The sequence below is a fragment of the Pseudorhodobacter sp. MZDSW-24AT genome (assembly GCF_002794355.1).
Taxonomy (GTDB): domain Bacteria; phylum Pseudomonadota; class Alphaproteobacteria; order Rhodobacterales; family Rhodobacteraceae; genus Pseudotabrizicola.
The window spans coordinates 719,506-744,513 of sequence record NZ_PGOI01000008.1 but is presented as its reverse complement, the minus strand read 5'-3'; the positions used below and the strand labels follow the sequence as shown (position 1 = coordinate 744,513).

Sequence of the window (25,008 nt, the reverse complement as noted above, 5' to 3'; positions counted from 1 at the left end):
AGCCGCAAACAGGCTGCCCAGTTCATTCTGCGGCGCGACATCGCCCGGCCATCACATCGCCACCCTAGAGCCAAGAGACTGGACGTCTCAATTTGCAGGCGATTATATACAAAACTGAAATAACTAGACGGAAGGACCGGGTGGATGGATACGACCCAGCTTCGCTGTTTTCTGGCCGTGGCGGATCAGCTGCATTTCGGCCGTGCGGCCCAGTCTTTGGATATGCTGCCAGCTTCGTTGGGGCGACAGATCCGAATTCTGGAGGAGCGGCTGGAAACCCGGCTGTTCTTGCGGACCACGCGCACCGTCTCGCTGACCGAGGCAGGCGCCGCGATCGTCGAGGATGCCCGTGCCCTTGTGATGCAGGCGCAGCGACTGGAGGAACGTCTGCGGGGCCTGCGCAAACTTGATAAATCCGTTCTGAAGGTGGGGGCCATCGACAGTGCCGCAGCGGGCCTGATGCCGCAGCTTTTGAAACACCTGCGCGACGAATATCCGGACATTGATGTTCAGTTGATCGAGCAAAAAACGATTCACCTTTTGCCCAAGCTGCTGAGTGGCGCGCTTGACATCGTGTTTTGCCGTCCGCCGGATATCCGTGACCCGCGCATCAACTTTCGGACGCTGTTCTTCGAAACGGCTGTGGTGGCCCTGCCCACAGACCATCCCTTGGCGCAGCAAAGCGAAATCTCGATCACGGATCTGGCAGAGGCGCCGCTGATCGTGCCAGATCGCCGTTCGCGCCCGCATTCGCATGATCTTACGATCAAACTTTTTCTGGATGCGGGGCTCACGGCACGGATTACTCAGGTTGCCGAGGAAAAGCACACCATCGTCAATCTGGTGGCGACGGGGACGGGACTGGCCATCGTGCCGCGCTGGACGGCCCGGATCTCGGTTCCCGGAGTCCGGTTTGTGCCGCTTGCCGTTGCGCCGGGACGCCCTTTGTCAAAGCTTATATTGGCCGCCGCATGGACGCGCGGCACCCGCGATGCGCAGCGCGATGCCCTGCTGAGCACGTTGGACCAGCACCTGTCTGAAATCGAGGAAACGGCCTGATCATATCAGTTTTGAATATATTCTTCTGCACGTTGAGCGGCTGGGCAGCGGCTTGCATGGTCGAAACATAGGCATCGCCGCTGAGGAGCGCGGTGCCAGTGTGACCACGGGAGGAGAAAAACAATGAAATTGACCACAGCTGCGACGCTTGTCGCCGGTGCGATGCTGGCCCTACCTGCCTCTGCCCAAGACCGTGAGGGCTGGCCGTCCAGTCTGAGCATTTCGACCGGATCGCAAGGGGGCGCTTACTTTGTGTGGGGGTCGGGCTTCGCATCGTTGATTGGCGAACGTCTGGGGATTTCCACCAGCGTTGAGGTTACCGGAGGTCCCGGTCAGAACGTTGCGCTTGTCGAGACGGCCGAGACCTTGCTGGGCTTTGTAACCACCGGTCCTGCGCAAGAGGCGATGCAGGGAGAAAGCGAATTGATGCCGGGGATGGAGGCCAGCAACCTGCGCGCCCTTTTCCCGATGTATCAGACCCCGTTGCAGGCCGCCGTCTTGAGCGCGTCCGGGATTTCGAGCTTTGAGGATCTTGAAGGCAAGCGGGTGAATATGGGCCCGGCCTCGGGGACGTCTGCGACCTATTGGCAGCGTTACTTCGAGACGACGGGCATGACCATCAATGCCAGTTTCGCCGGGGCGTCCGATGCGGCAGGCCAGATGGCCGATGGGCTTATCGATGCCTTCGTCTTTGCGGCGGGTTTGCCGACCGGTGCCTTCAGCCAACTGGCTGTGGAGCAGCAGGTTACCTTCCTGTCGATGAGCGATGCCAATGTGTCGACCTTCTTGGAAGCGGTGCCGTCGATGCAGCCTTTCACCATTCCTGCCGGCACTTACAACAACCAGGACTACGAGGTGAACACCGTTTCGATGTGGAACTTCGCGATTGCGCATGCGTCTGTTCCCGACAGTCTGGCGTATGAAATCACGAAGCTTGCGTTGGAAGACAATGCCCGCATTGTGCAGATCCATGCCTCGGCTGTGGAGGCGCTGGCGGAAAACTGGGACAAGAACAACTTCATGCCGTTCCATCCCGGTGCCGTGCGCTATTACGAGGAAATCGGCATCAGCATTCCGGAAGAACTGCGCTGAGCCGCGCTGGCTTTGCCGACACAGCGGGCGGCGAAGGGCCGCCCGCTCTTTTGTGACCTTCATCTTCCGGAGCCCCCATGACACACCCTGCCCGCGGTGAGACTCCCCCCTCTGACACCCTTGCGGAGTCCGACATCAGGATATCAGCCACGGCCGCCGTCGACGAAGAACCGCTGGCAAGCAATCAGCGGGCTTTCATCGGCAGCCGGCATTACGCATTTGCAGCCGCCTGTGCGGCATACACGCTTTTCCATCTGATCGTGATGAACCTTTACCCGCTGGAAAGCTGGACCTATCGGCTGATCCACCTTGCGGGGGGACTGGCGCTTGGCTTTCTTCTGTTCGGCGCGCATGCGGTGGAGCCCGGAACGAAAGTAACCCCGCGTTCGGGTGCCAATTTTGCTCTGTTGGGCCTTGCCGCAGCGGGGGTCCTGTTTGGTCTGGTCGGGGTTGGCGTGCTGTGGGGCAATTGGTGGGTCTTCGGCTCTGCCCGGCCGCCGGCTTGGGCTCTTGCCAGTTTCGGGCTTCCGCTGACACTCGGGACGGTTCTCGCCGTCGTGCACGGGTGGCTGTTTCCGGCGCAGAGAACAGACCGGTTCGCGCCGTCCGATGTCCTGCTTGCGCTGGCCACGGTTGCCGCGGTGGGGTATCTCATTTTCTTCGTTCGGGCGTTGCAGATGCGGGCTGGAATGCCCATGGCCTTGCCATCGGACATGTGGGCAGCGATCACGGGTGTGATCTTGATCTTTGAAGCCGTGCGGCGCATGGCGGGCCTTGCACTGGTGATCATCGCGGGCGTCTTTGTCGCCTATGCCTTTGCCGGCCCTTGGCTGCCGGGCATCCTGTCTCACAGCGGCTACACGCCCAAGCGGTTCTTTACCTATATCTTCACGGACAATGGCGTGCTGAGTGCGCCGATCGCGATTTCCTCGACCTACATCATTCTGTTCGTGGTCTTTGCCGCCTTTCTGCAAACCACCCGTGTGGGCGCGTATTTCGTGAATGTTGCCTTTGCGATGGCAGGCAGCAAGCGGGGGGGGCCTGCGAAGGTGGCGATTTTCGCCTCGGGTCTGATGGGGATGATCAACGGCACATCGGCAGGGAATGTGGTGGCCACGGGGAGTCTGACCATTCCCTTGATGAAGAAAGTTGGCTACCGCGGACAGACGGCTGCGGCGGTCGAAGCGGCCGCGTCCTCCGGAGGGCAGATCATGCCGCCGATCATGGGGGCCGGGGCCTTTATCATGGCAGAGATCACGGGCATCCCCTATACCGAGATCGTCTGGGCTGCATTGATCCCGGCCATTCTTTACTTCGCGTCGATCTATTTCATGGTTGATCTGACAGCGCAGAAGTTCCGGATGGTGGGGCTGCCGAAATCTGCATTGCCCAAGCTTGGCGCGTTGATGGCGCAAGCCTATCTGTTTTCGCCGATTGTCGTGCTGATCGTGGCCTTGTTCATGGGCTATTCGGTCATCCGCTGCGGCACTCTGGCGATGATGACCGCCGCGGTGGTGTCGTGGCTGACACCGCACAAAATGGGGCCGCGTCAATTGCTCAATGCCCTCGACTTTGGCGCAAGGATGACCTTTCAACTGGTTGCGGTTTGTGCTGCAGCGGGCATCATTGTGGGTGTGATCGCGCTGACCGGGATCGGCACGCGCTTTTCAGCGCTGCTTTTGGGGATTGCCGATCAATCGCAGTTGCTGGCGCTGATCTTTTCTATGCTCGTGGCCGTTGTGCTGGGCATGGGCATGCCGACCACGGCCGCCTATGCGGTGGCGGCCAGCGTGATTGCGCCCGGGCTGATCAACCTTGGCATCGCGCCGCTGACGGCCCATTTCTTCATCTTCTACTTTGCTGTCATGTCCGCCATCACGCCGCCAGTGGCTTTGGCGGCCTATGCCGGAGCGGCTTTGGCACAGTCTGATCCGATGAAAACCAGTGTCGAGGCGTTTCGCATCGGGCTTGCCGCGTTTGTTGTGCCTTACATGTTCTATTTCTCGGACGCCCTTTTGCTGCAAGGCGACCTTCTGGAAACCGCGCATGTCGTGGGATCGGCGCTGCTGGGCATCTATCTGCTGTCTTGCGGGGTGATTGGCTGGTTCTTCGGCACGGTTGGCTGGCCCGCGCGCATCCTGCTGATTGCAGGCGCGCTCGGGATGCTGAAGGCCGGGCTGGTGACGGATGCGATCGGGCTCGGCATTGCTGCTTTGCTCTTCCTTTGGCAGCGCCGCAGCGCGGGCAGTCAAGCCGTGGCGGAAAGCAAAGGCTGAAGGCTTACAAGCGGAACGATAGGGGGTGGCCGATGGTTTTCGGCCACCCTTTTTGGTGCGCGGAGGGGGCGGAACGCCATCGCTGCTTTGCGCGATCGGCGCACCGTTGCTGTTTTCGGCCGCTGTGGCGGCAGTGCGCTTGGAGGCGCCTGACCCGTGAAAAGGGCGTGCTTCCCCAAGGGGCAGGCAGAGCCTGATCGCATGAAAAGACGCACCGCCGCGCAAGGCGGCGGTGCGATGTGGCACGGAAAAAGCTGTTGCTTTGGGTCAGTCGGAAAGTGAGACAAGCACAGGATCGGAAGATCCCGTCGGAGCACAGAAGCTGTTCAGCATCTCCTGCTTTTCGGGCGCAGACCAGTTGGGGTTGTTCACATCATAGACGATGGGCTTCAGGTAATCGACCGGGTCAATCAGCCAATGCAGGCGCGGGCGGTCTTCCATCGGCACATTCATGAGATCCATCTGGTTCACATAGCCCGCATAGACCGAGAGCGACGACCCCTCTTTGGCGCTGGTGCCGGTGGTGATGTGATTGGGAATGTAGATCTTTGGCTTCAGCGCCGCCTGATATTCAATCAGATCGCGCAGGCCGTTGTTGGCGAAATTGCCGGTGGCTGCGGTGCCCAGCTGCACATCGGTTGGGCCAAGCGCTTCGAGCACCGCAATGATGCGTTGCCCGTCCTCTGGCGTGCCATCCCAGTCGCGGCCCTTGCCTTCTTTCAATGCGCCGGCGGTGTTCTGATACACAAACGAGAAATTGCTCCCTCCGCGCAGGATCACGCTGAAAAACAGGGACTCGGCCCCACCCGGCGCCCCGGCGGTGGTCCGGCTGTCGAACTGGCGATCATCCACGGGTTCATAATCAGGTGGCGCCTGACGCGGCCAGAGCGGGGTTCCTTCGGGAAAGAACTGTGCATCGCGCGGGTCGACAATGATTTCGACGGGGGTCGGCGGGAACTCCGGGTCCGGTGGCACAGCCACCGAATGCAGGTGGCGGAAACCGATCACGCAGGCATCAGGCTCCAGAAGCGGGATGTTGAGGATCTCGGTGCCGGGGGTCGATCCGGTGCTGGTGACCGGAACGCATGAGATCGCCGCTTCCGCAGGAAAGGCATAGGTCGGGTTGTTCTGAATGCGCGGGTCATTGCGCATGCGTTCCCAATCAAGGTTGACCAAAGAGCCACAGAGTTCTTCGGTCGCGTAAATCGGTGCACCACTGTGGGCGGCGATGAAAACGGCGTTGTCGGCATGGTCGCCATGCCCATGGCTCACCGTGATCGCGTCCGGCTTGATGTTGGTGATATCCATGATGGTCAAGGGCGTGCGGCCGCGCTCGACCTCGAGCCGAGAGACAAAGGTATCAAACATCACGACCCGACCTTGCACCGAAGCCGCAAAGGAGGCGGCGGACAGCCAAGAAAAAATGACCTTGTCATTTGGCAGCGCCCCTGTCTGGGGGTTCACATGCTCGGCCCCAAACACATGTTGGCGCGCGGCAATCATATCCTCCAGTTCAATCGCCGCAGCGGGGCCAGCCATCAGGCCAGCGAGTGCCACAGTTCCCAGTAAGGTGTTTCGCATATAGGGTTCTCCTCCAATTCCGCGAGGGTATCGACGCGGATGTGCATAGGCGCACGCCTCCCCCGCAGAGGAAGGCTAACAGGGTGGTAAAGCTCCCCTAACACCGTGCAGATTATATAGAGATCTGACATGATCCTGATGGCGTTTGCTCTCGGCGCGGCAGCGGGCGTAACGCCATGGCTTTGCCAAGGAACGCGTGCGGCTGCGGGCCGTCTTTGGGGACAGCGGCACTGGGCTGTGTCTGCGCGTCATCCGGCGTGCCCTTTGGGGGCGGGGCAGGAGGGGCACGTCGTGAGGTTTCGTGGGTGGCGCGGCCTTATCTGACGAAGGGTTCGATCTGCACCGCGTCGAGTTCATAGCCCGTCTGCGCGATCTGGGTGGTGTGAAGATTGGCGCGAAGCCGCCCCGTGACCAAGAGCGCTTCCCACAGGTTGCTGCGCGGCCAAGGCCGCTGTGCGGTGACAAAGATCAGCTGATTAGGCGGCGGCGGCGGAACATGGATGCAGGCCCCCACGAAGGGCACCAGCACGAAATCTGTCACACCGCCTGCGAGCAGATCCAACGGGATCATAAAGCCTGCAATTGTGACGTCTGTCCCATCCAAAGCCATGTTGAGCGCAAGGCCGTTCTCGTCGAACTCCGGGAGCCAGACATCCCGTTCGAAATCCTGTGAGCCAAGCCCGATGATTTCCCCATAGGCCACCCCCGGGGGGATCAGATCGTCCCAGCGGATCCGCGTGGCCGCCAGAGCCGGAGCGCCGAGCGCCAAGGTCGCGGCGGCCAAGCCCAATTGCAACACGCGCCGGCGGGGATGTTTCTGGATCATTCTCAACTCCTGTGTTCGAAGGTTGACGGACGTGGCGGCACACGCTGTTGGCCTCAGGTCCGGACCATCATCCCATCGGCAAGGGACATGCGATACGCGCGCCACCCCGGCAGCAAGCTGGCCAGCGCCCCTGTTCCGATCACCACTGCGACGATCATGAGTTCCTGTGCGCCCGGCCAACCGATCGGCAACCAAAGGCCGAAGGTTGAATCGATGAGGGGGCGTATTGCGAACAGCACGGCGTGGACCAGTGCAATGCCGATGAGGCTGGCGATGACCCCCATCAGCACCGCCTCCAAGACCAGAAGGCCCAGTATTGTGCCCGGCGATCCGCCATTGGCGCGCCAGATGGCCATTTCCCTGCGTCTTTCGTTTAGGCTGGCGAAAGTGCTAGCCGTCATTCCGAACAAGGCCGTGATCACAACCATGGCCGAAACGGCGCGCAGGGCGATTTCGGCCAGGCCTACGATCTGCCAAAGCTCTGACAGGGCGACCCCGGGAAGGATCGCCATCAGGGGTTCCTGACGGTAGCCGTTGATCCAGCGCTGCAGTTGAAAGATGTGCAGGCGCGATTCCACACCCACCAAGGCCGCCGTAACCGATTGCGGCGTGAGATCCATCGCACGTAGCGCGGCTTTGGGCGTGGGAGAGCCGGGACGCCGCCCCCCGCCTTGCCAGTCCACGTGGATCGCCTCAAGGCCTTCAAGGCTGACGATGACCGTGCGGTCCAAAGGGGTTCCGGTGCGAGCAAGGATGCCCGAGATCCGGAAAGGCCAGTCTTCATGCGCGACAAAGGATGCAATGCCGTGGGAGAGGACGATGGGTTGCCCTTCCTGATAACCAAGTTCGGCTGCGACGTCGGCGCCGATCACAGCGTCGAAGAGATCATCGAAGGCTTGGCCCGACGCAAACCTCAGCGTCTGCGTGCCGCGATAGCGGAAGCGATCAAAAAACGCGGCGGTGGTGCCCATCACACGAAACTGAAAATGGCTGTCGCCCAAGGAGATCGGGACGACCCACGCGACCTCTGGCCGCGCCGCCACATCTTGTACGCTTTCCCAAGTGACATTGTTGGTTGGTGTGCCGATGCGGAACACCGTATGCAGCAGCAATTGCACCGAGCCTGCCCGGGCTCCGAAGATCAGATCGGTTCCGGAAATCGTCCCCTCAAAGCTTTGCTGCGCGCCGATGCGGATTTTCTCGACCCCGAGAAACAGGGTGACAGACAGCGCGATCGACAAGATCGTGAGCCCCACCGTCAGCGCGCGGGCACGCAGCGAGGCAATCGCCAAGCGCAAGATCATGATGTCGGCCTCGAAAGCGGACGAACGATGGTGCTGATCTGAAGGACACGATCAAAACGCGCGCCCAGCCGGGGATCATGGCTGACCATCAGCAAGCTTGCGCCCACCGCGCGCACCTGAGCGAAGAGGAGGTCCAGAAATGCGGTCTGTGTTTCGGCATCCAAGGCCGAGGTCGGTTCGTCGGCCACGATCAGCGGCGGTGCCCCGATGAGCGCGCGCGCCACGGCAACCCGTTGTTGTTGTCCGACGCTGAGTCGCCCGGCGGACTGGCCAAGCGCAGCCTCGGGCAGATCCAAGGCCCTGCACAGGCGGGCTGCCTCGCGCAGAGGATCGTCCACGCGCGCGCGCCGCGCGGGGGCAAAGCGCAAGGGCAGCAGGATATTGTCGGCGACGCTTGCATAGGGCAGCAGGTTGAACTGCTGGAAAACAAGGCCAATCGTCTCGGCACGGAAGCGGTCGCGCGCGGAAGGTCGCAGCGCGGAAATCTTTTGCCCGATGACGGCCACATCGCCGGAGTCTGGCAGCACGATGCCACAGATGAGCGAGAGCAGGGTGGATTTTCCAGAACCGCTTTGGCCAAGGAGCATCGCTGATTCTCCGCTGGCCAGATCAAGCTGTGGCACCTCGATCCCGAAGGCCCCTGTTCCGGGCCAAGAAAACCTGACGTCGCGCAAGGACAGGGTGTGGCTTGGCTGAGCGCCCATGGTCAGAAGCGGCGGGGCAGATCGAGCACGGGTGCCGCTCTGGTCACCACGTGGCCAAAGCTTGCTCCATCGGCGACGAGTTGCACCGTCAGCTCTTGCGCGTTTGTGAACGCTTCAAAATAGGACAGCGCGATGCGGTCCAACGCGGCGGGATTGTCGCAGATGAACAGGTAGCGGGAGTGAAATTCTGCATGGCCACCGTCAACCTTGTCTTCCGCGTGGGCATGGCTGTGGCTGTGGCCGTGGGGCTCGTCTTCAGCGGGATCGGAAAGAACCACCAGACTGGCTTCGGCGCTTTCTTGTCGGCAGGCCGCAGCGGCTGGAAAGGTGAACAGGCTGGAGGAGTCTGATAATGTCGCAAGCGCAGCTTCGATGGCAGCCTGCTCGGCAGCGCTCGCCGGTAAGTGTTCAAAGCCGACAATGTCTGCACCGGCCACGCGAAGCTCCATCGACAGGGCATCATTCTCTGCTGCGACATCCAGATGACCATGCCCGTGAAGGTGCGTTCCGAGTTGGCGCGTCTCGGCCTGCGCGGCGGCGGGCAGGCTGGCAGCAATCAAGCCAAGGCCCATCAAGACCATCTTCATTGTTTTCCCCTCCCTCATTGCAGGCGCCCTGCGCAACGGTGCGCTTCAACCTTGGCGCGCAGGCGGTTTGCATCTGATCATGCTAGGCGGGGGGGGAGGGTTTTCCGAACGCCGCTGGGATTATATAAACTTTCGCTATTGTCAGGGCGTGGTCAGTCATCACTGGCGACGTGTCGGGACCATAGGCGCCGATGGCTCTTCCTTGCGGAAGGCGTAGGCGAAGAGGCCACGCTTGCCGCCAAAGCGGCGAAAGCCTTTGGAGGGGTTTTGGAGGCGTCGCGCGCAAGGCCCGGCCCCGGGTCGGCCCGGCGCACCAGACCGAAGCTCGGGGGGCCGCAGCGCGGTCAAGATTGGTGCCCGACAAGGTCAAGCGGGGCCACGTCCGCCGCTTGGGAAGGCCGTTGGCGTTGCGGACGGCAAGGTCAGCCGATGACGCCCGAGACCTGCCTTATCGCGATGAAGCGGGGCCGCGCAATCTGCACTTCCGGCATCCAGACCGCGCCCATTCTGGCGGCCGCTTCGGCGGGCAGGGGGGGCTGCGCTTCCATCAGGTCGGGTCCGGCAAGGGCAATCCGGGCTGCGCAGAGGTGCCAGCCACGGTTGACGGGCGCGGGCAGGGTGAAGCCGTGGCCATCTTGTGCGCCGTTCCTGCCATGGGCCACGGGCCCCGATCTTTTGTGACCAAAGGTGTGTCCGGATCAGGGTCGGCGATCGTTGAGGCAGGAGCAAAGCCTCAATTGCTGGGCCGTTGATGATCTTTGTCTTGACCGGCAGTATCATGCGCGGATTTGAAAGGTTGACGCCTTTGCTTTCACTTTGACACCCTTTCGCTGCGGCCAAGCGACCTGAGTTATCCGGAGAACATCATGGACAGCCTTCTCAGCCTTCGGGTGTTTGCCGCTGTGGCCGAGGCGAAAAGCTTTGCCGCTGTGGCCGACCGGATGGAGATTTCGGCGGCGATGACCACCAAGCACGTCCAGCACATCGAGGCCGAAGTGGGGGCGCGGCTATTGAACCGAACCAGCCGCAGCGTGAGCCTTACCGAGGCTGGCGCGCACTACCTTGCTGTCGTGCGCCCTTTGCTGGATGCGCTGGACGAGGCGGGGGCGCAGCTTGCGCAATCAACGGTCGAGCCGCGCGGTATGCTGAAGATCAGCATGCCGGTCTGGCTGGCAGAGCCGGGGTTCATCCGCCTGCTGGCCGCTTACCGCATGCGCCATCCAGAGGTGACCTTTGATCTGGACCTGAGTGGCGCGCAGGTCAATCTGGTGGACGATGGCTTTGACCTCGCCTTGCGCGTGAGCCCGGCTTTGGACGAAGGGCTTATCGCGCGGCGTCTGGGGGAGGTGTCGTTCTATATCGTGGCGTCGCCAGATCTGATACGGCAGATCGGTCGTCCGAAGAGCCCTGCGGATCTGGTCGGTGCGCCTTTCCTGGCCTACAGCCCGGTCAGCGTGGGCGGGCGTGTGCGCTTGGGGCTGGGCCCGCAGGCGCCAGAGATCCGGATGACGCCGATCTTGCAAAGTGCCAACGAGACGTTGTTGTTTCAGGCCGCCCTAGAGGGTATGGGCATCGCGATCATGCCGCATCCGGTGTGCCGCGCCCATTTGACAGAAGGGCGGCTGGAGCGACTTCTTCCAGATATTCCTGCGCCCAAGGTTGCACTGTCGGCGATTTATCCTGACCGCAGTTACCTGCCTGCCAAGACCCGCAGTTTCCTTGATTTCCTTGCGGGCCCCGACGGGTTTTCCACGCTGGCCGCTTGAGGGTGGCGCCTCGCCGTTTGGCGCGAAAGGGACGCCGTCACCGCCACGAGACGAGGCGGGTGAGAGGCAAGTCGGGGCCGGGCCGCGAGAGAGGCCGCGTGTGGTGCTGACGCCGTCGTATCAGGCTGTTCGCGCTGCCGTGGAGCGTCTCACCAGAAGCTCGACACCGACGCTGATCCGCTGAAGGGGGGTGGTGGGATCTGCGCTCAGGTTTGTGAGCATATCGACAGCAAGGCGCCCGAGCGCCTGCCGATCAGACCTGATGGTGGTCAGCGGAGGCGCAGACAGGCTGCCAAGCGTCAGGCCATCAAAGCCGACCACCGACACATCCGCCGGGACGGCGATCCCCCGGGCCTGAAGCGCCTGTATCACACCAAGCGCGACAAGATCATTGACGCAGAAGAAGGCAGAGGGACGCGCGTGGCCCGCATCCAGCCATTCCCCGACCACGTCGCGGGCCGAGAGGCTGATGTTTCCCGGGCTGTTCAGATCAAGGATGTGGCGCGCTGGGTCAAAACCAAGCCCGCCCGCTTCAAGGGCTGCGCGGAACCCGGCCAGTCTGCGACGCAGAGATTCGCGCCAAGGATGGGTGACGTGCACAATATCACGGTGACCCAGGTCCAGCAGGTGCCGCGTGGCGATCGCCGCTCCATAAAGATAGTCCGGGGCGAGGCTGCTGAGGCGCATGCTTGGGTCCATGCCATTGACGATCACCGCAGGAACGCCAAGCGCCACCACCGCATCGACGAGGGTCGGATCGTCGACGCCGACCAGAAGCAGTGGCTGACCTTGCGGCAATTGGCCCGGTTGCAGCATTTCCTCGATCGACCGGAAGACGGCCATGCTGACCTCCATCCCGCAGGCTGCACCCGCCGTGCCGATGCTGGTCAGGACGTCGCCATAAAATGCATCGTTGGAAAGGTAGCGCTCGAGCGTTATGACCGAGATGCGGCCCTGCTGACGGCCCGAGCGGCCGCGATAGCCAAGCTCTTCGGCGATGCGCAACACCTTGTCGCGGGTGGCGGCGCCGACACCTTCCCGGTTGTTCATCACCTTGGAGACCGCGCCCACGGAGACTTCCGCGCGATCTGCGATGTCTTTGAGCGTGGGCTCTGCCGGCAGGGTGGGCTGCATCTTTCTGTGTCCTTCGTCATGCTGCGATGGTTGTCTGATCGAATAGCACAACGAAACCAGACGTTGGAAACGAAAGTTGAAGTTTTGCTTTCTTGTTTTTACCAGAAGAAGGTCTGGTGACCCTGCGCGCGCATCAGGGCTTCGATGAAATAGTAGTCACCGTAAGGCAGCATCGCGTCGCCGCGTCCGGCGGGAACGTGGCCTGCGCCATGCGCCAGCAAACCTTCGGCGCCGGGGGTTTGGGTCAGATCGCAGTGGTCCAGCAGGCCATCCAGCAACCGGTGGCCAAAGGCGCGCCAACGGGCGGCTTCGGCTTTTGGCACAAGATCTGCCAGCATAAGAACGCCTGCGGCCATGATGGCTGCTGCGGAACTGTCGATCGGATGCGTTCCATCCGCCGGAAGGGCGTAATCCCAAACCGGGACGGCAGAGTCGCCCATCAGCAATTCTGCCTTGGCGGCCAGCCGACAGGCGGCGTCGAGAGAGGCTTTCCGGCCGGTCAATCTGTGGCAATTGGCAAAGCCATGGATCAGCCAAGCCTGCCCGCGTGCCCAGCTGGACTCATCGGCATAGCCTTGATGGGTTTCTCCGCGCAGGGGCTCGCCCGTGGCCGGGTCGAAAAGAAAGGTGTGGTAGCTGGTGTCATCTGCGCGCACCAGATGCCGAAGACTGCTGTCTTCATGCAGATCGGCCACCTCGCGGAAATCCGTGACCCCGGTTTCGCGGTGGGCCCAATGCAAAAGGGCTAGGTTTTGAATGGTGTCCGCGATCATCCGGCCATTTGCGAACTTGGCTTGGCTGCGGTTTTGCGGTCCGACCGGATTCCATGCTTGAAGATACTGCCCGTCTTCGCGAAAGCGGCCCAGCAGGCAGCGTGCGGCGTCTAGCGCCATGGCGCGGGCGACCTCATCCCCGGTCGAGAGAAACTCTGCGACCGAGGACAGCGAGAACATGAAGCCAAGGTCATGATCGCGCGCTTTTCGGTTTTCGAGGACAGCGCGGAATTGCGGTCGGCGGGCCCGTGCTGCGGCCGCCAGAGCAGGATTGCCGGTCAGTTGATACGCGAGCCAAAGTTGCCCGGAGAGAAAGCCCATGACCCAATCCGGGCCGTCGCAATAGGCCCATCGATTCCCGATCTGCCCGATCTTGGGATTTCTGAGCCCAGCGATGCCGATCAGACTGTCGAGGCGATCCAAGCTGCGGCCAAGGGCGCTTTGATAGGCGGGGCGGTGGGCCGCCGGGCTTTCCGTCAGAAAGTAGGTGGTGTGCTGCGAACGTGTCATGGCGACTCCTTTCCTGATGTTTTCGCATTAACATAAACTTTCGTCAATTTAGAAACTTTCTTGACGGCGGGACTTTGACCTTCTACAGATGAAGCAAGAAGGCGCGCCCCTGTGTCGGCTTTTTGGCCGTGGAGCGGGGGCGCTTTTCGATCGCCGCCGAGGGGGCGGCATTCAGGAGGAGGACCCGATGACCATCTGCTCGCGCGCCTTCGGCGCTTTGCTCGCCTTTGCGGCAACCACCACAGCGATCCATGCCGACACCTATCGGCTGGCAACCAATGTCACCGAAGACAGCACGGCTGGGCAGCTTTTGGCCAGCTTTGCGTCCGCCGTGGCTGAAAGAACCGAAGGCCGTGTGGCGTTTCAGATGTTCCACAACGGCGTTCTGGGCGAGCAGGCGCAGTATCTGCAGCAGATCCAAAGCGGTGTGCTGGATGCCGGGCTGGTCAATTCCGGCACGCTTGAGACGGTGGTGCCTGCCGTTGGGGTGATGAACCTGCCCTATATGTTCCGCACGTCGGAAGAATATGCCCAAGTGATGACCGATGACACGGTTCTGTCGGCGTTGTCAGAAGCGTCCGCCGCAAAGAATGTGAGCGTGCTGGGCTTCATCTCTTCGGGCTTCCGGTCGATCTACACAACCAAGCCCGTGACCGATTTCGCGGGATTGCAAGGGTTGAAGCTGCGCTCGATTGCAAGTCCGACCTATACAGAGATGGTCACGCTTTTTGGTGCGGTGCCCACACCACTGCCCTTTGGAGAGCTGTATTCGGGCCTGCAGGCCGGGGTTGTGGATGGGGCCGAGGGAGGGCTCGCGGGTCTTTGGGTGGCCAAGTTCGGCGAGGTGGCCAAGCATGCGCTGGTCAGCAACCACACCCGGTTGACGGATTTTGTCGTCACGTCGCCGGACTTCAACACCCGTGTCGGGGAGGCCGATATGGCGATCCTGCGTGAGGAGTTCGAGAAGCTCAGTCTGGAGTCGATCGCCTTTGCGGATAAGAATGAGGCTGATCAACTTGCGCTCGCGGTCAGTGAACTGGGTGTCTTGGTGACAGAGACGGATCTTGCGCCGTTCATGTCGGCCGTGACACCGATGTATGACGCCGCGCGTGCCGATCCTGCCAAGGCGCCTTTGATCGACGCCATCTTCACCCTGACGGGGCGGTGATTTCCATGCAGGCGGGGACGCGTGTTCACCGCCTGCCCAGACGCGAGCGCGGCTGCCGCCAAGGGCAGGCGGCCGCAATCCTGCAGGAGGAGGATTAGCATGGATGACCATTTCGCCGCTGTTCAGGCACCCGAAGCGGCGGGTTCTTTTGCCGAGATCGGCCAGAAGATCACGCATCTTTTGCTGGCCTTGCTGCTGGCGCTGATGGTGGCTGCGATCACATGGCAGGTGGGCGCACGCTATGTGTTCAACAGCCCCAGCCTGATGAGCGAAGAGTTCTTGCGCTTCTCCTTGATCTGGCTCGGCCTTTTCGGCGCTGGCGCATGCTTTTTCGGCAGCTATCACATGAACCTGCCTTTGTTGGGGGAAATGCTGCCCCCCCGCGGCGCTGTGGCGCTGGCGCATTTGAACAGCCTCATCAACATCCTTTTCGGAGGCATTCTCATCTGGGGCGGCTGGAAAAGCATTGCCGTGAATGGTGCGATGATCAGCCCCATGCTGCGGGTGCCCATGGGCATTCTGCTGTCGGTGATCATCATTTGTGGCGTTCTGATCTTTCTGACGCAGGGTGATGTGATCCGACGCCGCATCGCGGGTGAGCGGATTGGTCTGGCGCCCTTCGGCGCGGCGGCGGTTTCCTTGGCGCTGATTTCGGGGTTGGTCTGGGTCATCTGGCGGTCGGACTGGATGGCGGCGGCTGTTGCGGGCAATCTGGAATTGACCTCGACGCTTGTCCTTTTCGTGGTGGCGACGGTGTTGCTGGTTCTTGGAACGCCCATTGCCATTGGGCTTGCGATGGCGGGGGTGCTGACGCTGGGCCTTCAGCTCGATCTGCCCCGCATCCTGCCGACGGTGGGCGAGACGATGTTCAACGGCTTGGACAGTTTCGGCTTTCTGGCGCTGCCCTTCTTTATTCTGGCCGGAAACATCATGAACGCGACGGGCCTTGCGCGGCGTTTGATCGATCTGGCGATGTTGCTGGGCGGGCGGTTTCCGGGAAGCCTGTGGCACACCAATATCTTGGCAAACATGCTGTTTGGCACGCTGTCTGGTTCGGGGATCGCCGCGGCCTCGGCGATTGGTGGGATCATCAATCCGGTGGCCCGCGAAAAGGGCTATGACATGGCGATGACGACCGCCGTGAATGCGGCTTCCGCCCCGGCTGGCATGCTGATTCCGCCATCGGGCGCGTTGATCGTGTATTCTTTGATCACGGGGGGCAGCGCCTCGATCATTGCGCTGTTCATGGCCGGATACCTTCCCGGGCTGATCATGGGCGGGTCGGTGATGATCTGGGCTTGGTGGTATGCGAAACGCAACGGCTATGAAGCCGAAGCGGTGCGGCCAAGCCGCAAAGAGGCGCTTCGCATCCTGCTGCGCGCGGTGCCGAGCCTGCTGTTGGTGTTGATCGTGATCGCGGGCATCTTGGGGGGCGCATTTACTGCCATCGAAGGATCGGGGGTTGCGGTCATCTATGCGCTTGTCTTGGGCGTTCTCTATCGCAGCCTCAGTTTTGCGCGGCTCTATACGATCCTTGTCGACACCGCCTTGATGACGGGCTCTATCCTGTTTCTGATTGCCTGCTCGACCATGATGATGTGGGCGATGACCTTTGCCTCGATCCCGGAAACGGTGGCCTCGCTGTTGTCCCTTGTGGCCGACAACAAGATCATGGTGCTGCTGGTCATCAACATCGTGTTGCTGATCGTCGGAATTCCGATGGACATGGCGCCTGCGATGCTGATCTTCACGCCGATCTTCTATCCGATCGTGACCGAGCTTGGCGTCGATCCGGTGCATTTCGGGATCATCATGGTCTACAATCTGGCGATGGGCATTGTCACGCCGCCGGTGGGGACCGTGCTTTTCGTGTCCTGCGCGATCAGTGGCGAAAAGATCGGCGCGGTGACCCGGCCGCTGATCCCGATTTTCATGCTGCAGATCGCGGGCCTGCTCCTCATCACCTATGTTCCGGCGCTATCCTTGGCGATCCCGCGGTTTTTCGGCCTATGACACCGCGGACGGGCCTTGGGTGGAATCCGCTGGCCGGAATGGTGATCGAGACGCGCGCCGATATGGCGGCGGCGCTGTGCCGGTTGTTGGCGCCTTTGGAGGCCTACCTGAGCCCGGGTGGCGCGCGCGTTGAGTTGTCTGCCGCTGGCGCGGCGTTTGACCGTGCCGCCATCGGCTTGGAGGGGTTCGCCCGCCGTCTTTGGGGGGGCGTTCCGGCCGCGATGGGTGGGTTTGACGTGCTGGACTGGGATAGGCTTCGCCAAGGTCTGGCCCATGGCTGCGACCCGGAGCACCCGGAATTCTGGGGCTGGCCCGGCACAAAGGATCAGCGGTTGGTTGAGATGGCCGCCGTGGGCTTTGCCTTGCTCGCGGTGCCGGACCGTATCTGGCAGCCTCTTGCGCCAGAGGCCAAACGCCTTGTTGCCCGCTATCTTCGGCACGCCTGCGCACAGGAGCACTCTGCCAACAACTGGATGTATTTCCGATTGCTGGTTGAGGCAGGACTGCGACAGGTGGGCGAGACTGTGCCCGACGCCGGAGGCGATGGCTATCGCGCTGCGTTGGAGGCGCTGTATCTGCGAGAGGGGTGGTATCGGGATGGGCCGGGCCGCCGCGTCGACCATTACACAGGCTTTGCCTTTCATACCTATGCGCTTTTGCTGCACCGCTATGCCAGCGAACCCGGCACCGAAGAGGCTTTGACCCGCGCGCGGCTTTTCGCGCCCCAGTTCGCGGCGTGGTTCGATGCCGAAGGGCGTGGTCTGGCCTATGGTCGTTCGATGACATATCGCTTTGGCATGGCGGCGTTCTTTGGGGCATATGCTTTGGCAGAACGCGATGTGCCCGTGCTGCCATGGGGCGTGTTGAGGGGCCTTGTGCTGCGGCATCTCAATCATTGGTGCCGCCAGCCTATCGCAGACAGGGATGGCGTTCTGTCGGTGGGCTATGGCTATCCCAGCCCGTTCATCGGGGAAGATTACAATTCGGCCTGCTCGCCCTATTGGACGTTGAAGGCATTTCTACCTTTGGCCTTGCCGGTGGATCATCCGTTCTGGAGCGCAGACGGCCTGCCGCTGCCGCCAGCCTTGCCAGAGGCACAGGCGGCTCCCGGATTTCTGTTGCAGCGCCTGCCAGATCAGACAGTGGCGCTGGCTGCGGGGCAGGAGGCAGCGGTTTTTCGTCATGGTGCCGAGAAATACGCAAAGTTTGCCTATTCGACCCGCTTTCCGTTCAGCGTCGAGGGGAAGGGGGCGACCTTGAACGTTGCCGCGCTGGACAGCGCCTTGGGGGTGCAAGGTGACGGGCGATCGTGGACGGCCCGGCGGGGCTGTCATTCGGCCAAGCTGTCGGCCCAAGCCGTGTATGCGGTTTGGTGGCCCTATGACGATGTCAGAGTCGAGACGTGGCTGGTGCCATGGTGCGGCGGACACCTGCGCCGGCATGTCATCACCTCCCCTGTTTCGCTTGACACGGTCGAAGGCGGCTTTGCGCTTCCACGCCATGATGGCACTTCCGATCACCAGAGCTTGACGCAAGGCTCTGCCTGCGTCGGCAACAGCGCGACGAGCCAGATCGTTGATCTGGGCGGCACCCGGGCTGCGCGCATTCACGCACCGGAGGCGAATACAAATTTGGGTCATGCGTGTGTTTGGGTGCCGCAGCTGCTGGGGCGCATCGAAGCGGGCACAAGCGTGCTGCTGTGTTGGTGCGCGGCAGGCACACCCCTTTCGGTGCTGGACCCAGAGGCCGCACTTGCGCATCTTGCCAAGGTCACAGGCCAGCGGCACGATTGGAAAACCGTGTTGGCGCTGACCGGCACCCCTGACATCTGACTGACTGGAATGGATCGACTGATGCCACATGGCCCCCTTGCCTCCTCCGATGCCCAAGGCAACTGGCGCAGCGATGCGCTTCACCGCGACTGGTTGGCTGCGGAAGCCCGCGCCCAATTCGCGTTCTTTCGGCGCAGTTTGCGCGCGGATGGGCGATTTGACATTCTGGATGTGGCGGGAGCGCCGATGGCCGGGGGGCCGCAAGAATTGCACACGACGACACGTTTGGTGCATTCCTACGCGCTGGGCCATCTTTGGGGGGAACCCGACTGCCTGCCGATAGTCGATGCGGGGATGGCGTTTTTGTGGTCGGGTCATCGTGACGCCGCGCACGGGGGGTATGTCTGGTCTGTGGCCCCTGATGGCGGTGCCGCGGATGCCACCAAGCTTGCCTATGGCCATATGTTTGTTCTACTCGCGGCGGCAAGCGCCCTCAAAGCGGGTCACCCGGATGCGGCCAAGCTCCTTGCAGATGTCGACTCTGTTATCGACCGCCATTTCTGGGACGAGGAGGCGGGGCTTTTGCGGGATGAATTTGCCCAAGACTGGACGCCTTTTTCGAGCTATCGCGGGATGAATGCCAATATGCACGGGGCGGAAGCCCTGTTGGCCGCCTTTGAGGCCACCGGCCAACCCCGCTTTCTGGAGCGCGCCGGGCGGATCCTTGCGTTTTTCACGCAGAAAATTGCTCCGGCCTATAACTGGCGCTTGCCTGAGCATTATCGCAGCGATTGGAGCGTTGATCCTGAGTATAGCGGAAATCCGATGTTTCGCCCTTCGGGGAGTACGCCGGGGCATTCGTTCGAGCTGGGCCGTTTGCTGTTGCAGCATTGGGATCTCGCCGGGCGCCCAGAGACGGATGCGCCAGATCGGGCGCGCCGCCTGATCGCCCAAGCACTGACCGATGCTTGGAAGCCGTCTGGTGGATTTGCCTATACCTTGGGGACGGATGGGAAGGTGTCGAGACCTGCGCTGTATTGGTGGCCGGTCACGGAAGCCATTGGGGCGATGGCAACCCTGCAAGATTTTGACGGACGCGCAGAGGATGAAGACTGGTATCGGCGGCTTTGGACTTTCGCCAAAGATCACCTGATTGACCATGACCACGGCGGCTGGTTCCCGGAACTGGATGACGCGCTGCGCCCAACGGATCGTCTTTTCAAGGGAAAGCCCGACATCTACCATTCGGTTCAGGCGGCACTGATCTCGCTTGGATGAAGCGGCGCCAGAGCCTTTTGGCGGGGGTGACGGCCAAGACACCGGTCGTCACCCTGATCAAAAGAGAAGGGCGAGCAGGGCGGCGCCACTGTCAGACCGCGCGGCCCGTGCAAGCGCCGTGCAGCGCCATCATGGGCCGCAGCCACGTTCTTGACGAGGGCGAGTCGGAAACCACGGCCAAGCTCTTGATCTTCATCCCCATGACGGAAGCGATCAAAGGTCCGTTCGCGCAGGTCTGGCGGAAGATCGGGCCATCCGCGTTGAACCGCCTGTTTGCTACACATCTGCCGGGCTCCCCGGTGGGGGGCGGTGACCGAGCCCTGTGGCGGCCCCAAGCAAGGGCGCGACCCTGCTCGCCGCCCGCGCCACGCCGGATGGACAGATGATCCTTGGCCTCTCTGCCGCGAACTGTCACGGCCAGTCGGCAGGCGTTTGAGGCTATGAGGAGTGACCCAGACTGTCCGGCAAGGGCCAATGCCGTTTTGGGCGATGATCGTCGGCTGACCGGGGGTCACTGGCGCAGGCCTTGTTTGATCGGGTCAGGTCGATCCCGCCAGAGGGCGTGCGAACATGTCCTGCATGTTGGCAGCCGAACACGTCGTCAAGCTTGGCCGGACTGATCCTTCAGCCCTGAGGCGCGACGGGCGCTGAGAGGGCGGCCGCCGTTCTTCATGGCCTGCGGGCGCGCGGGGGGATTGGGGGCTGATGAAGCGCTTTGGCTGAGCGCGCCCCGCGCAGTTGGCGCGAGTATGCCAACGCCGCAGGCCGAGACGTTTCGTCATCAAGCGGTGCAGGTTGACGGCGGGTCCTTTCAGATCCTCACCGGCGGCATCATCATCGCTTCCCTGACGCGTGTTCCGATCCTATGTGGGCTGCGCACCCTTTCTATGGCGGCTTAGGCGGTGGGGGCGATCCTGCCGCTGAGATGCTGTCGCGCAACGTTCTTTCCGATGGTCTGCCGTCGTTGCGGGACGGCCGATCCATCTTGTCACCCCTCAGGGGCGGCGCACGCGCAAGGCCCGTGCGGCAATCGGTGCGCCAAGGATCACCACGACCATCCGCGTCAGGTGATGCAGGATGACAAACCCCAGATCTGCCCCCGCGACCAGTGCCAGCACGGTCATCTCCGCCTGTCCACCGGGCGCGAACGCGAGGAAGCCTTCGACCGGCTGTGCCAGCCCGCTCAGCGTGACCGCTTCGGTGAAGAGCGCCGCCAAAGCCGCAAGAACCCCCACAAAGGCAAGGCCCGACAAGATGAAGCTGCGCAGTTCGCGGAAGGTCACCCCCACATAATGCACCCCAATCCCCAGCCCGATGAAGAGTTGTGCTGCCAGAATGGCCTCGGCGGGGGGGCGGCTATGGATCAGCCCAGAGAGCGACAAGGCGGCTGTCACGATCATGGGGCCAAGGATCGAGGCCCCGAAGAGGCCGATGCACTCGGCCCCTTTCCAGCCGATCACGGCGGCGGCGCCCATCAGGCACAGCTCTCCCACGGGCAGGTCCAGTGTGGGCGCCCCCAAGGCCCCGGTCAGGCTGGAGCCATAGAGGCCAGTCAAGATCAGCGGCGCCAGCGAGACGATGATAAGCACCCGGGTGGCGTGAATCAGCGCCAAGGCGCGCGTGTCCCCCCCGGCTTCTGTCCCGAAGGCCACCATATCCTGCAACCCGCCGGGCATCGCGGCATACCACGCTGTGACCGGGTCATAGCCAAGGCGGCGAAAGAAGGGCACGCCGACAAGCCCGATGATCACCACATAGAGCGGCACTAACGCGACACTGCCCGCCATTTGCGGAATGCGCGCCACCACATCAGGGGTGATGGATGCACCGACCGCCACCCCAAGGATGGTGCGGGCCAGCGTGGATAGGGTGCCCATTCCCCTCAAGGGCGCGCCCGCAAGCGCGGCGATCAGGCAGGCTGTCATCGGCCCGAACAAGAAGGGCAGGGGCAGGCCAAGAAGATGGAAGACGCCAGCCCCAAGCAGCGCGAGGCCGAAGGTTGCCACGCGGCGTGTCATCAGGTCTGGGAGGGGTGGCAGGCGCATGAGCCGCGTCCTTGTCTGCAATCGTATCCAACTGTATACATCAGCATACATTCTGTGCAAGTGAGTCGATGGATGGCCGAGGACACTGAAATTCCACAAGGGCAGGGAGCCTATCGCCGCCTTCTGGAGGAGATCCGCAACGGAACCCTCGCGCCCGGTGCGCGGCTCCGGGAGACAGAGCTTGCCGAGCGGCTTGGCATCAGCCGCACCCCGGTGCGCGAGGCGATCCGGCAGCTGGAGACAGATGGGCTTGTCATGCACCTGCCCCGTCAGGGGGCCACGATCCGCAGCCTTGACCACGCCGAGGTGGTGGAGCTTTATGAGATGCGGGCCGTGCTGGAGGGCACGGCCGCGCGGCTTGCGGCGCGGGCGGCTTCGGATGTCGAGCTGGCGGAACTGGCGGCGCTGAATGCGGAGCTGGAGGTGATTTCCGTCGGCTCGGCGGCGCGCGAGGTGAACCGAGTCTTTCACCGCACCCTGATAGAGACGGCGCGCAACAGGTTTCTGATCAAGTCGATGAGCGCGCTGCAACGAACCCTGCTGATCTTGGGGCCCAGCACTTTGGCAGATCCCGAACGCGCGCGCGCGGCTGTTGCGGAACATGCGGCTGTTTTGGCGGCGTTGCAGATGCGCGACGGGGCCGGGGCCGAAGCTGCCATGCGGGCGCATGTTGAGGCGGCGCTCTCTGCCCGCATTCGGGGCATGCGCGGCCGTGAGTTTCCGATGGGAGATGAGGCCTGAACGGCGCGGCATGACCTTACCGAGGTTGCCCGGTTGGCCATAGGGCGCAAGGCAAGGTGCGCGCGCTCCTTGCATGTGTTCCATCTGCAGTGTGCCGTCGCAAGCGCGTGCTGCGGCGCTGTTGATCAATCCCTGAATCACCACAGGCGCCGCGCAGGCTGATCGATACGCTGCGTGAGAAGAGGGCAAGTCCCGCACGCACTGCCTGCAAAAGCGGCACTTCCATAGCCTTGGGCGCATCGGATTTGAAAAATCGCGAAAGAGCATGGCTTGATTTGATTAATCGTGTAATCTAGTGAGGAACCAGCCAAACCGAGCCTCGGATGACCCGCTCCAGACCGACTTCGCAACAAGACATTGCCGACGCCTTGGGCATTTCTCGGGCGACGGTGTCGAATGCGTTGAACGGCACCGGGCGGCTTTCGCCAGAGCTGACGCAGCGCGTGCTCGACAAGGCGGCCGAGCTGAGCTTTGCGCCGTCGCGGCTGGGGCGGGCCTTGCGCACCGGGCGTAGTGCGACGATCGGGCTTGTGCTGCCGGATTTCCGGATGCCGCTGTTTGCCGAATTCGCCCGAGCCTTTGCCATGGCGGCACGGCGGCGGGGCATGGTGCTGATGGTCGCGGATTCGATGGGCGACCCCGAGATCCAAGAGCACAATCTGCTTGATCTGGCGGCGCGTGGCAGTGATGCGCTGGTTGTCATTCCGATGCGCGGGTCTCAGCTTGACCCCGCAAAGCTGAGCAAGCCGCTTGTTGTGATTGATGCCGAAACCAACCCGCTGAATGCGGTGGCCTCGGATCATCGTGACGGCGGGCGGCAGATCGCGCGGCACCTGATCGGGCTGGGGCATCGCGAGGTCTTGGTGTTGAGCGCGCCAAGTGATCCGACAGGGCGGGATGCCTCACGCGTGAACGATGCCCGGGTGGCGGGCCTGACGGAAGTTTTTGCCGCAGCGGGTGTGACTGTGCATTCGCTGACGCTGCCCAACCGGCTTGAAGTGGCGCGGGCGCATTTCACCGACTGGCACGTGGGGGCGGTGACGGCGATTGCCGCCACTTATGACGCGCTGGCGGTGGGGGCCTTGTCGGCGCTGGTGGCGCGCGGGGTTCCGGTGCCGGGCCAAATCTCGATCACCGGCTTTGACAACACGATCTGGGGCCAGATCACAACGCCCCGGTTGACCACGGTCCGGCAGGACTTGGACAGCGTGGCCGAGCGTGCACTGGCCTATGCTGCAAATGACACCGTGCCGCCGGGCCTTGTTCCCGTTGCGCTGGAATTGCGCGAGTCGACGGCCCCTTTCCCTTCCCCCCTCCTGAACAGGATAAGCCCATGAAAGCCACACTTCTGACCGCTGCCAGCCTGCTGGCCTTTGTCTCTGCCGCGCAAGCGCAGGACCGCACGCTGACCATCTCGGTTTACGGGGTGTCGCAGGATGCCTATCGTGACGCGCTTTATGCCCCGTTCGAGGCGCAATGCGGCTGCAAGCTGGTGATCGAAAGCGGGAACTCGGCGGATCGTCTGGCCAAGCTGGAGGCCAATGCTGCCGCGCCGCTGATCGATCTGATCGCCTTTTCCGATGCCAATGCGCTGGATGCGTCGCGCAAGGATCTGCTGACTCCGTTCGACCCTGCGCAGGTGCCGAACCTTGCCAACATCTATGATTTTGCCCGCGATCCGGTGGGGGGCAATCTGGCCATCGCCTATACCTTCTATGGCAGCTCGATCGTTTACGACTCGGCGGTGATTGATGGAGTCGACAGCTGGCTGGATCTCTTTGGCGACAAGATGAGCGGGCAGGTGGCCTTGCCCAACATTGCCACCACCCAAGGCCCGATCACGCTGTATATGATCGAGCGCGCGCTTGGATCGGATGATCCGACCTTTGCCAAGGCGATTGCGCTGGTGGGCGAGAACCGCGACGAAATCGTGACCTTCTACGAAAAGGGCAGCCAGATCCCGCAGCTGATGCAGCAGGGCGAAATCGCGGCCTCGGTGATCGGGCGCTTTGGCTGGGCAAACCTTGCCAAGACGGTGCCGACCGCGCGCTGGGCCAGCCCCAAAGAAGGCCAGGCGGGCGGCATGAACGTGCTGTCGCTGGTCGCGGGCAGCCAGAACGCCGATCTGGCGCATGCCTTCGCCGATTACTGGCTGTCAACCGAAGTGCAGCAAAAGCTGGCCGAAATGCAGGTGGACAGCCCGGTGAACACGCAAGTCAGCGTATCGGACGAGATTGCCGAAGGCCTGTCCTATGGCGAAGAGATGGCGGCGGCCATTCAGTTCCTGCCAGCGCAGACGTTGCTGGAGAACCGTGACAGCTGGCTGTCCGGCTGGAACAGCCAAGTCGCACAATAAGCGCAGCCCCCCGACCCATACTG

At 62.4% G+C, this 25,008-nt stretch carries 20 protein-coding genes; 11 read left to right on the top strand and 9 right to left on the bottom strand.

Translation table 11 applies throughout. The features are described from left to right. The first annotated feature begins 144 nt into the window (after positions 1–144). The 3 genes from CUR21_RS13180 to CUR21_RS13170 all read left to right on the top strand — a co-directional run bounded on the left by CUR21_RS13180 (position 145) and on the right by CUR21_RS13170 (position 4,427). The gene (locus tag CUR21_RS13180; RefSeq protein WP_100197461.1) at positions 145–1,059 is read left to right on the top strand and encodes a LysR family transcriptional regulator; all 915 of its coding nucleotides are present in this window, start codon (positions 145–147) and stop codon (positions 1,057–1,059) included. A 123-nt stretch (positions 1,060–1,182) separates the two neighbouring features. Beyond that, a complete protein-coding gene (locus tag CUR21_RS13175) occupies positions 1,183–2,151 on the top strand; it encodes a TAXI family TRAP transporter solute-binding subunit (RefSeq protein WP_100197460.1) in 969 nt (322 codons plus the stop codon). Between the two features lie 77 nt (positions 2,152–2,228). Then, positions 2,229–4,427: a TRAP transporter fused permease subunit gene (locus CUR21_RS13170; protein ID WP_100197459.1), complete on the top strand. Its 2,199-nt coding sequence runs from the start codon at positions 2,229–2,231 to the stop codon at positions 4,425–4,427. A gap of 267 nt (positions 4,428–4,694) precedes the next feature. Here CUR21_RS13170 and CUR21_RS13165 read toward each other — a convergent pair whose 3' ends face one another. From CUR21_RS13165 to CUR21_RS13140, 6 genes are all read right to left on the bottom strand, one after another. Next, positions 4,695–6,008 carry an MBL fold metallo-hydrolase gene (locus tag CUR21_RS13165; RefSeq protein ID WP_157792017.1) on the bottom strand — a complete coding sequence of 438 codons (1,314 nt, stop codon included), beginning with the start codon at positions 6,006–6,008 and terminating at the stop codon, positions 4,695–4,697. A 316-nt stretch (positions 6,009–6,324) separates the two neighbouring features. Continuing rightward, positions 6,325–6,834 (bottom strand): DUF3299 domain-containing protein, encoded by a 510-nt coding sequence (locus CUR21_RS13160; protein ID WP_232622784.1) that lies wholly within the window; start codon positions 6,832–6,834, stop codon positions 6,325–6,327. Between the two features lie 53 nt (positions 6,835–6,887). Beyond that, a complete protein-coding gene (locus CUR21_RS13155; protein ID WP_100197457.1) occupies positions 6,888–8,138 on the bottom strand; it encodes an ABC transporter permease in 1,251 nt (416 codons plus the stop codon). Further along, on the bottom strand, positions 8,135–8,842 hold the full coding sequence (locus tag CUR21_RS13150) for an ABC transporter ATP-binding protein (protein WP_100197456.1): 708 nt from the start codon (positions 8,840–8,842) through the stop codon (positions 8,135–8,137). Before CUR21_RS13150 ends, CUR21_RS13155 begins: the two co-directional genes overlap by 4 nt. Before the next feature lie 2 nt (positions 8,843–8,844). Continuing rightward, a complete protein-coding gene (locus tag CUR21_RS13145; protein ID WP_157792016.1) occupies positions 8,845–9,414 on the bottom strand; it encodes a DUF2796 domain-containing protein in 570 nt (189 codons plus the stop codon). Positions 9,415–9,851: 437 nt separating this feature from the next. Continuing rightward, complete coding sequence (locus CUR21_RS13140) at positions 9,852–10,091, bottom strand: hypothetical protein (RefSeq protein WP_100197454.1); 240 nt, start codon at positions 10,089–10,091, stop codon at positions 9,852–9,854. A 204-nt stretch (positions 10,092–10,295) separates the two neighbouring features. On the opposite strand from CUR21_RS13140, the gene CUR21_RS13135 reads away from it, so the two are divergent. After that, positions 10,296–11,195, top strand: coding sequence for a LysR family transcriptional regulator (locus tag CUR21_RS13135; protein WP_100197453.1), 900 nt, complete (start codon positions 10,296–10,298; stop codon positions 11,193–11,195). 120 nt (positions 11,196–11,315) lie between these two features. Here the strand turns inward: CUR21_RS13135 and CUR21_RS13130 are convergent, their stop codons facing one another. Then, positions 11,316–12,329: a LacI family DNA-binding transcriptional regulator gene (locus CUR21_RS13130; RefSeq protein ID WP_100197452.1), complete on the bottom strand. Its 1,014-nt coding sequence runs from the start codon at positions 12,327–12,329 to the stop codon at positions 11,316–11,318. Between the two features lie 98 nt (positions 12,330–12,427). Next, positions 12,428–13,612, bottom strand: coding sequence for a glycoside hydrolase family 88 protein (locus CUR21_RS13125; protein WP_100197451.1), 1,185 nt, complete (start codon positions 13,610–13,612; stop codon positions 12,428–12,430). Positions 13,613–13,799: 187 nt separating this feature from the next. Here CUR21_RS13125 and dctP point away from each other — a divergent pair, with 187 nt between their 5' ends. The 4 genes from dctP to CUR21_RS13105 all read left to right on the top strand — a co-directional run bounded on the left by dctP (position 13,800) and on the right by CUR21_RS13105 (position 19,843). Further along, complete coding sequence (gene dctP, locus CUR21_RS13120; RefSeq protein WP_157792015.1) at positions 13,800–14,780, top strand: TRAP transporter substrate-binding protein DctP; 981 nt, start codon at positions 13,800–13,802, stop codon at positions 14,778–14,780. Between the two features lie 99 nt (positions 14,781–14,879). Further along, on the top strand, positions 14,880–16,793 hold the full coding sequence (locus CUR21_RS13115) for a TRAP transporter large permease subunit (protein ID WP_198431693.1): 1,914 nt from the start codon (positions 14,880–14,882) through the stop codon (positions 16,791–16,793). Beyond that, positions 16,790–18,625, top strand: coding sequence for a DUF2264 domain-containing protein (locus CUR21_RS13110; RefSeq protein ID WP_100197449.1), 1,836 nt, complete (start codon positions 16,790–16,792; stop codon positions 18,623–18,625). Before CUR21_RS13115 ends, CUR21_RS13110 begins: the two co-directional genes overlap by 4 nt. A 21-nt stretch (positions 18,626–18,646) precedes the next feature. After that, positions 18,647–19,843 (top strand): AGE family epimerase/isomerase, encoded by a 1,197-nt coding sequence (locus CUR21_RS13105; RefSeq protein WP_100197448.1) that lies wholly within the window; start codon positions 18,647–18,649, stop codon positions 19,841–19,843. A 995-nt stretch (positions 19,844–20,838) separates the two neighbouring features. Here CUR21_RS13105 and CUR21_RS13090 read toward each other — a convergent pair. Next, positions 20,839–21,888: an AbrB family transcriptional regulator gene (locus CUR21_RS13090; RefSeq protein WP_369802527.1), complete on the bottom strand. Its 1,050-nt coding sequence runs from the start codon at positions 21,886–21,888 to the stop codon at positions 20,839–20,841. Between the two features lie 72 nt (positions 21,889–21,960). Between CUR21_RS13090 and CUR21_RS13085 the strand changes: the two genes are divergently transcribed. The 3 genes from CUR21_RS13085 (at position 21,961) to CUR21_RS13075 (ending at position 24,985) form a co-directional block, all read left to right on the top strand. Next, entirely contained in the window at positions 21,961–22,629 is a 669-nt protein-coding gene (locus CUR21_RS13085; RefSeq protein ID WP_100197445.1) for a GntR family transcriptional regulator, read from the top strand. A 323-nt stretch (positions 22,630–22,952) separates the two neighbouring features. Further along, positions 22,953–23,966, top strand: coding sequence for a LacI family DNA-binding transcriptional regulator (locus tag CUR21_RS13080; RefSeq protein WP_100197444.1), 1,014 nt, complete (start codon positions 22,953–22,955; stop codon positions 23,964–23,966). Next, entirely contained in the window at positions 23,963–24,985 is a 1,023-nt protein-coding gene (locus CUR21_RS13075) for an ABC transporter substrate-binding protein (RefSeq protein ID WP_100197443.1), read from the top strand. Before CUR21_RS13080 ends, CUR21_RS13075 begins: the two co-directional genes overlap by 4 nt. The last annotated feature ends 23 nt before the right edge of the window (positions 24,986–25,008 follow it).

Bases quoted from the DNA above. Each gene is read 5' to 3' on its own strand.
- CUR21_RS13180 (WP_100197461.1), top strand. From the start codon at position 145: ATGGATACGACCCAGCTTCGCTGTTTTCTGGCCGTGGCGGATCAGCTG.
- CUR21_RS13175 (WP_100197460.1), top strand. From the start codon at position 1,183: ATGAAATTGACCACAGCTGCGACGCTTGTCGCCGGTGCGATGCTGGCC.
- CUR21_RS13170 (WP_100197459.1), top strand. From the start codon at position 2,229: ATGACACACCCTGCCCGCGGTGAGACTCCCCCCTCTGACACCCTTGCG.
- CUR21_RS13165 (WP_157792017.1), bottom strand. From the start codon at position 6,008: ATGCGAAACACCTTACTGGGAACTGTGGCACTCGCTGGCCTGATGGCT.
- CUR21_RS13160 (WP_232622784.1), bottom strand. From the start codon at position 6,834: ATGATCCAGAAACATCCCCGCCGGCGCGTGTTGCAATTGGGCTTGGCC.
- CUR21_RS13155 (WP_100197457.1), bottom strand. From the start codon at position 8,138: ATGATCTTGCGCTTGGCGATTGCCTCGCTGCGTGCCCGCGCGCTGACG.
- CUR21_RS13150 (WP_100197456.1), bottom strand. From the start codon at position 8,842: ATGGGCGCTCAGCCAAGCCACACCCTGTCCTTGCGCGACGTCAGGTTT.
- CUR21_RS13145 (WP_157792016.1), bottom strand. From the start codon at position 9,414: ATGGGCCTTGGCTTGATTGCTGCCAGCCTGCCCGCCGCCGCGCAGGCC.
- CUR21_RS13135 (WP_100197453.1), top strand. From the start codon at position 10,296: ATGGACAGCCTTCTCAGCCTTCGGGTGTTTGCCGCTGTGGCCGAGGCG.
- CUR21_RS13130 (WP_100197452.1), bottom strand. From the start codon at position 12,329: ATGCAGCCCACCCTGCCGGCAGAGCCCACGCTCAAAGACATCGCAGAT.
- CUR21_RS13125 (WP_100197451.1), bottom strand. From the start codon at position 13,612: ATGACACGTTCGCAGCACACCACCTACTTTCTGACGGAAAGCCCGGCG.
- dctP (WP_157792015.1), top strand. From the start codon at position 13,800: ATGACCATCTGCTCGCGCGCCTTCGGCGCTTTGCTCGCCTTTGCGGCA.
- CUR21_RS13115 (WP_198431693.1), top strand. From the start codon at position 14,880: ATGGATGACCATTTCGCCGCTGTTCAGGCACCCGAAGCGGCGGGTTCT.
- CUR21_RS13110 (WP_100197449.1), top strand. From the start codon at position 16,790: ATGACACCGCGGACGGGCCTTGGGTGGAATCCGCTGGCCGGAATGGTG.
- CUR21_RS13105 (WP_100197448.1), top strand. From the start codon at position 18,647: ATGCCACATGGCCCCCTTGCCTCCTCCGATGCCCAAGGCAACTGGCGC.
- CUR21_RS13090 (WP_369802527.1), bottom strand. From the start codon at position 21,888: ATGCGCCTGCCACCCCTCCCAGACCTGATGACACGCCGCGTGGCAACC.
- CUR21_RS13085 (WP_100197445.1), top strand. From the start codon at position 21,961: ATGGCCGAGGACACTGAAATTCCACAAGGGCAGGGAGCCTATCGCCGC.
- CUR21_RS13080 (WP_100197444.1), top strand. From the start codon at position 22,953: ATGACCCGCTCCAGACCGACTTCGCAACAAGACATTGCCGACGCCTTG.
- CUR21_RS13075 (WP_100197443.1), top strand. From the start codon at position 23,963: ATGAAAGCCACACTTCTGACCGCTGCCAGCCTGCTGGCCTTTGTCTCT.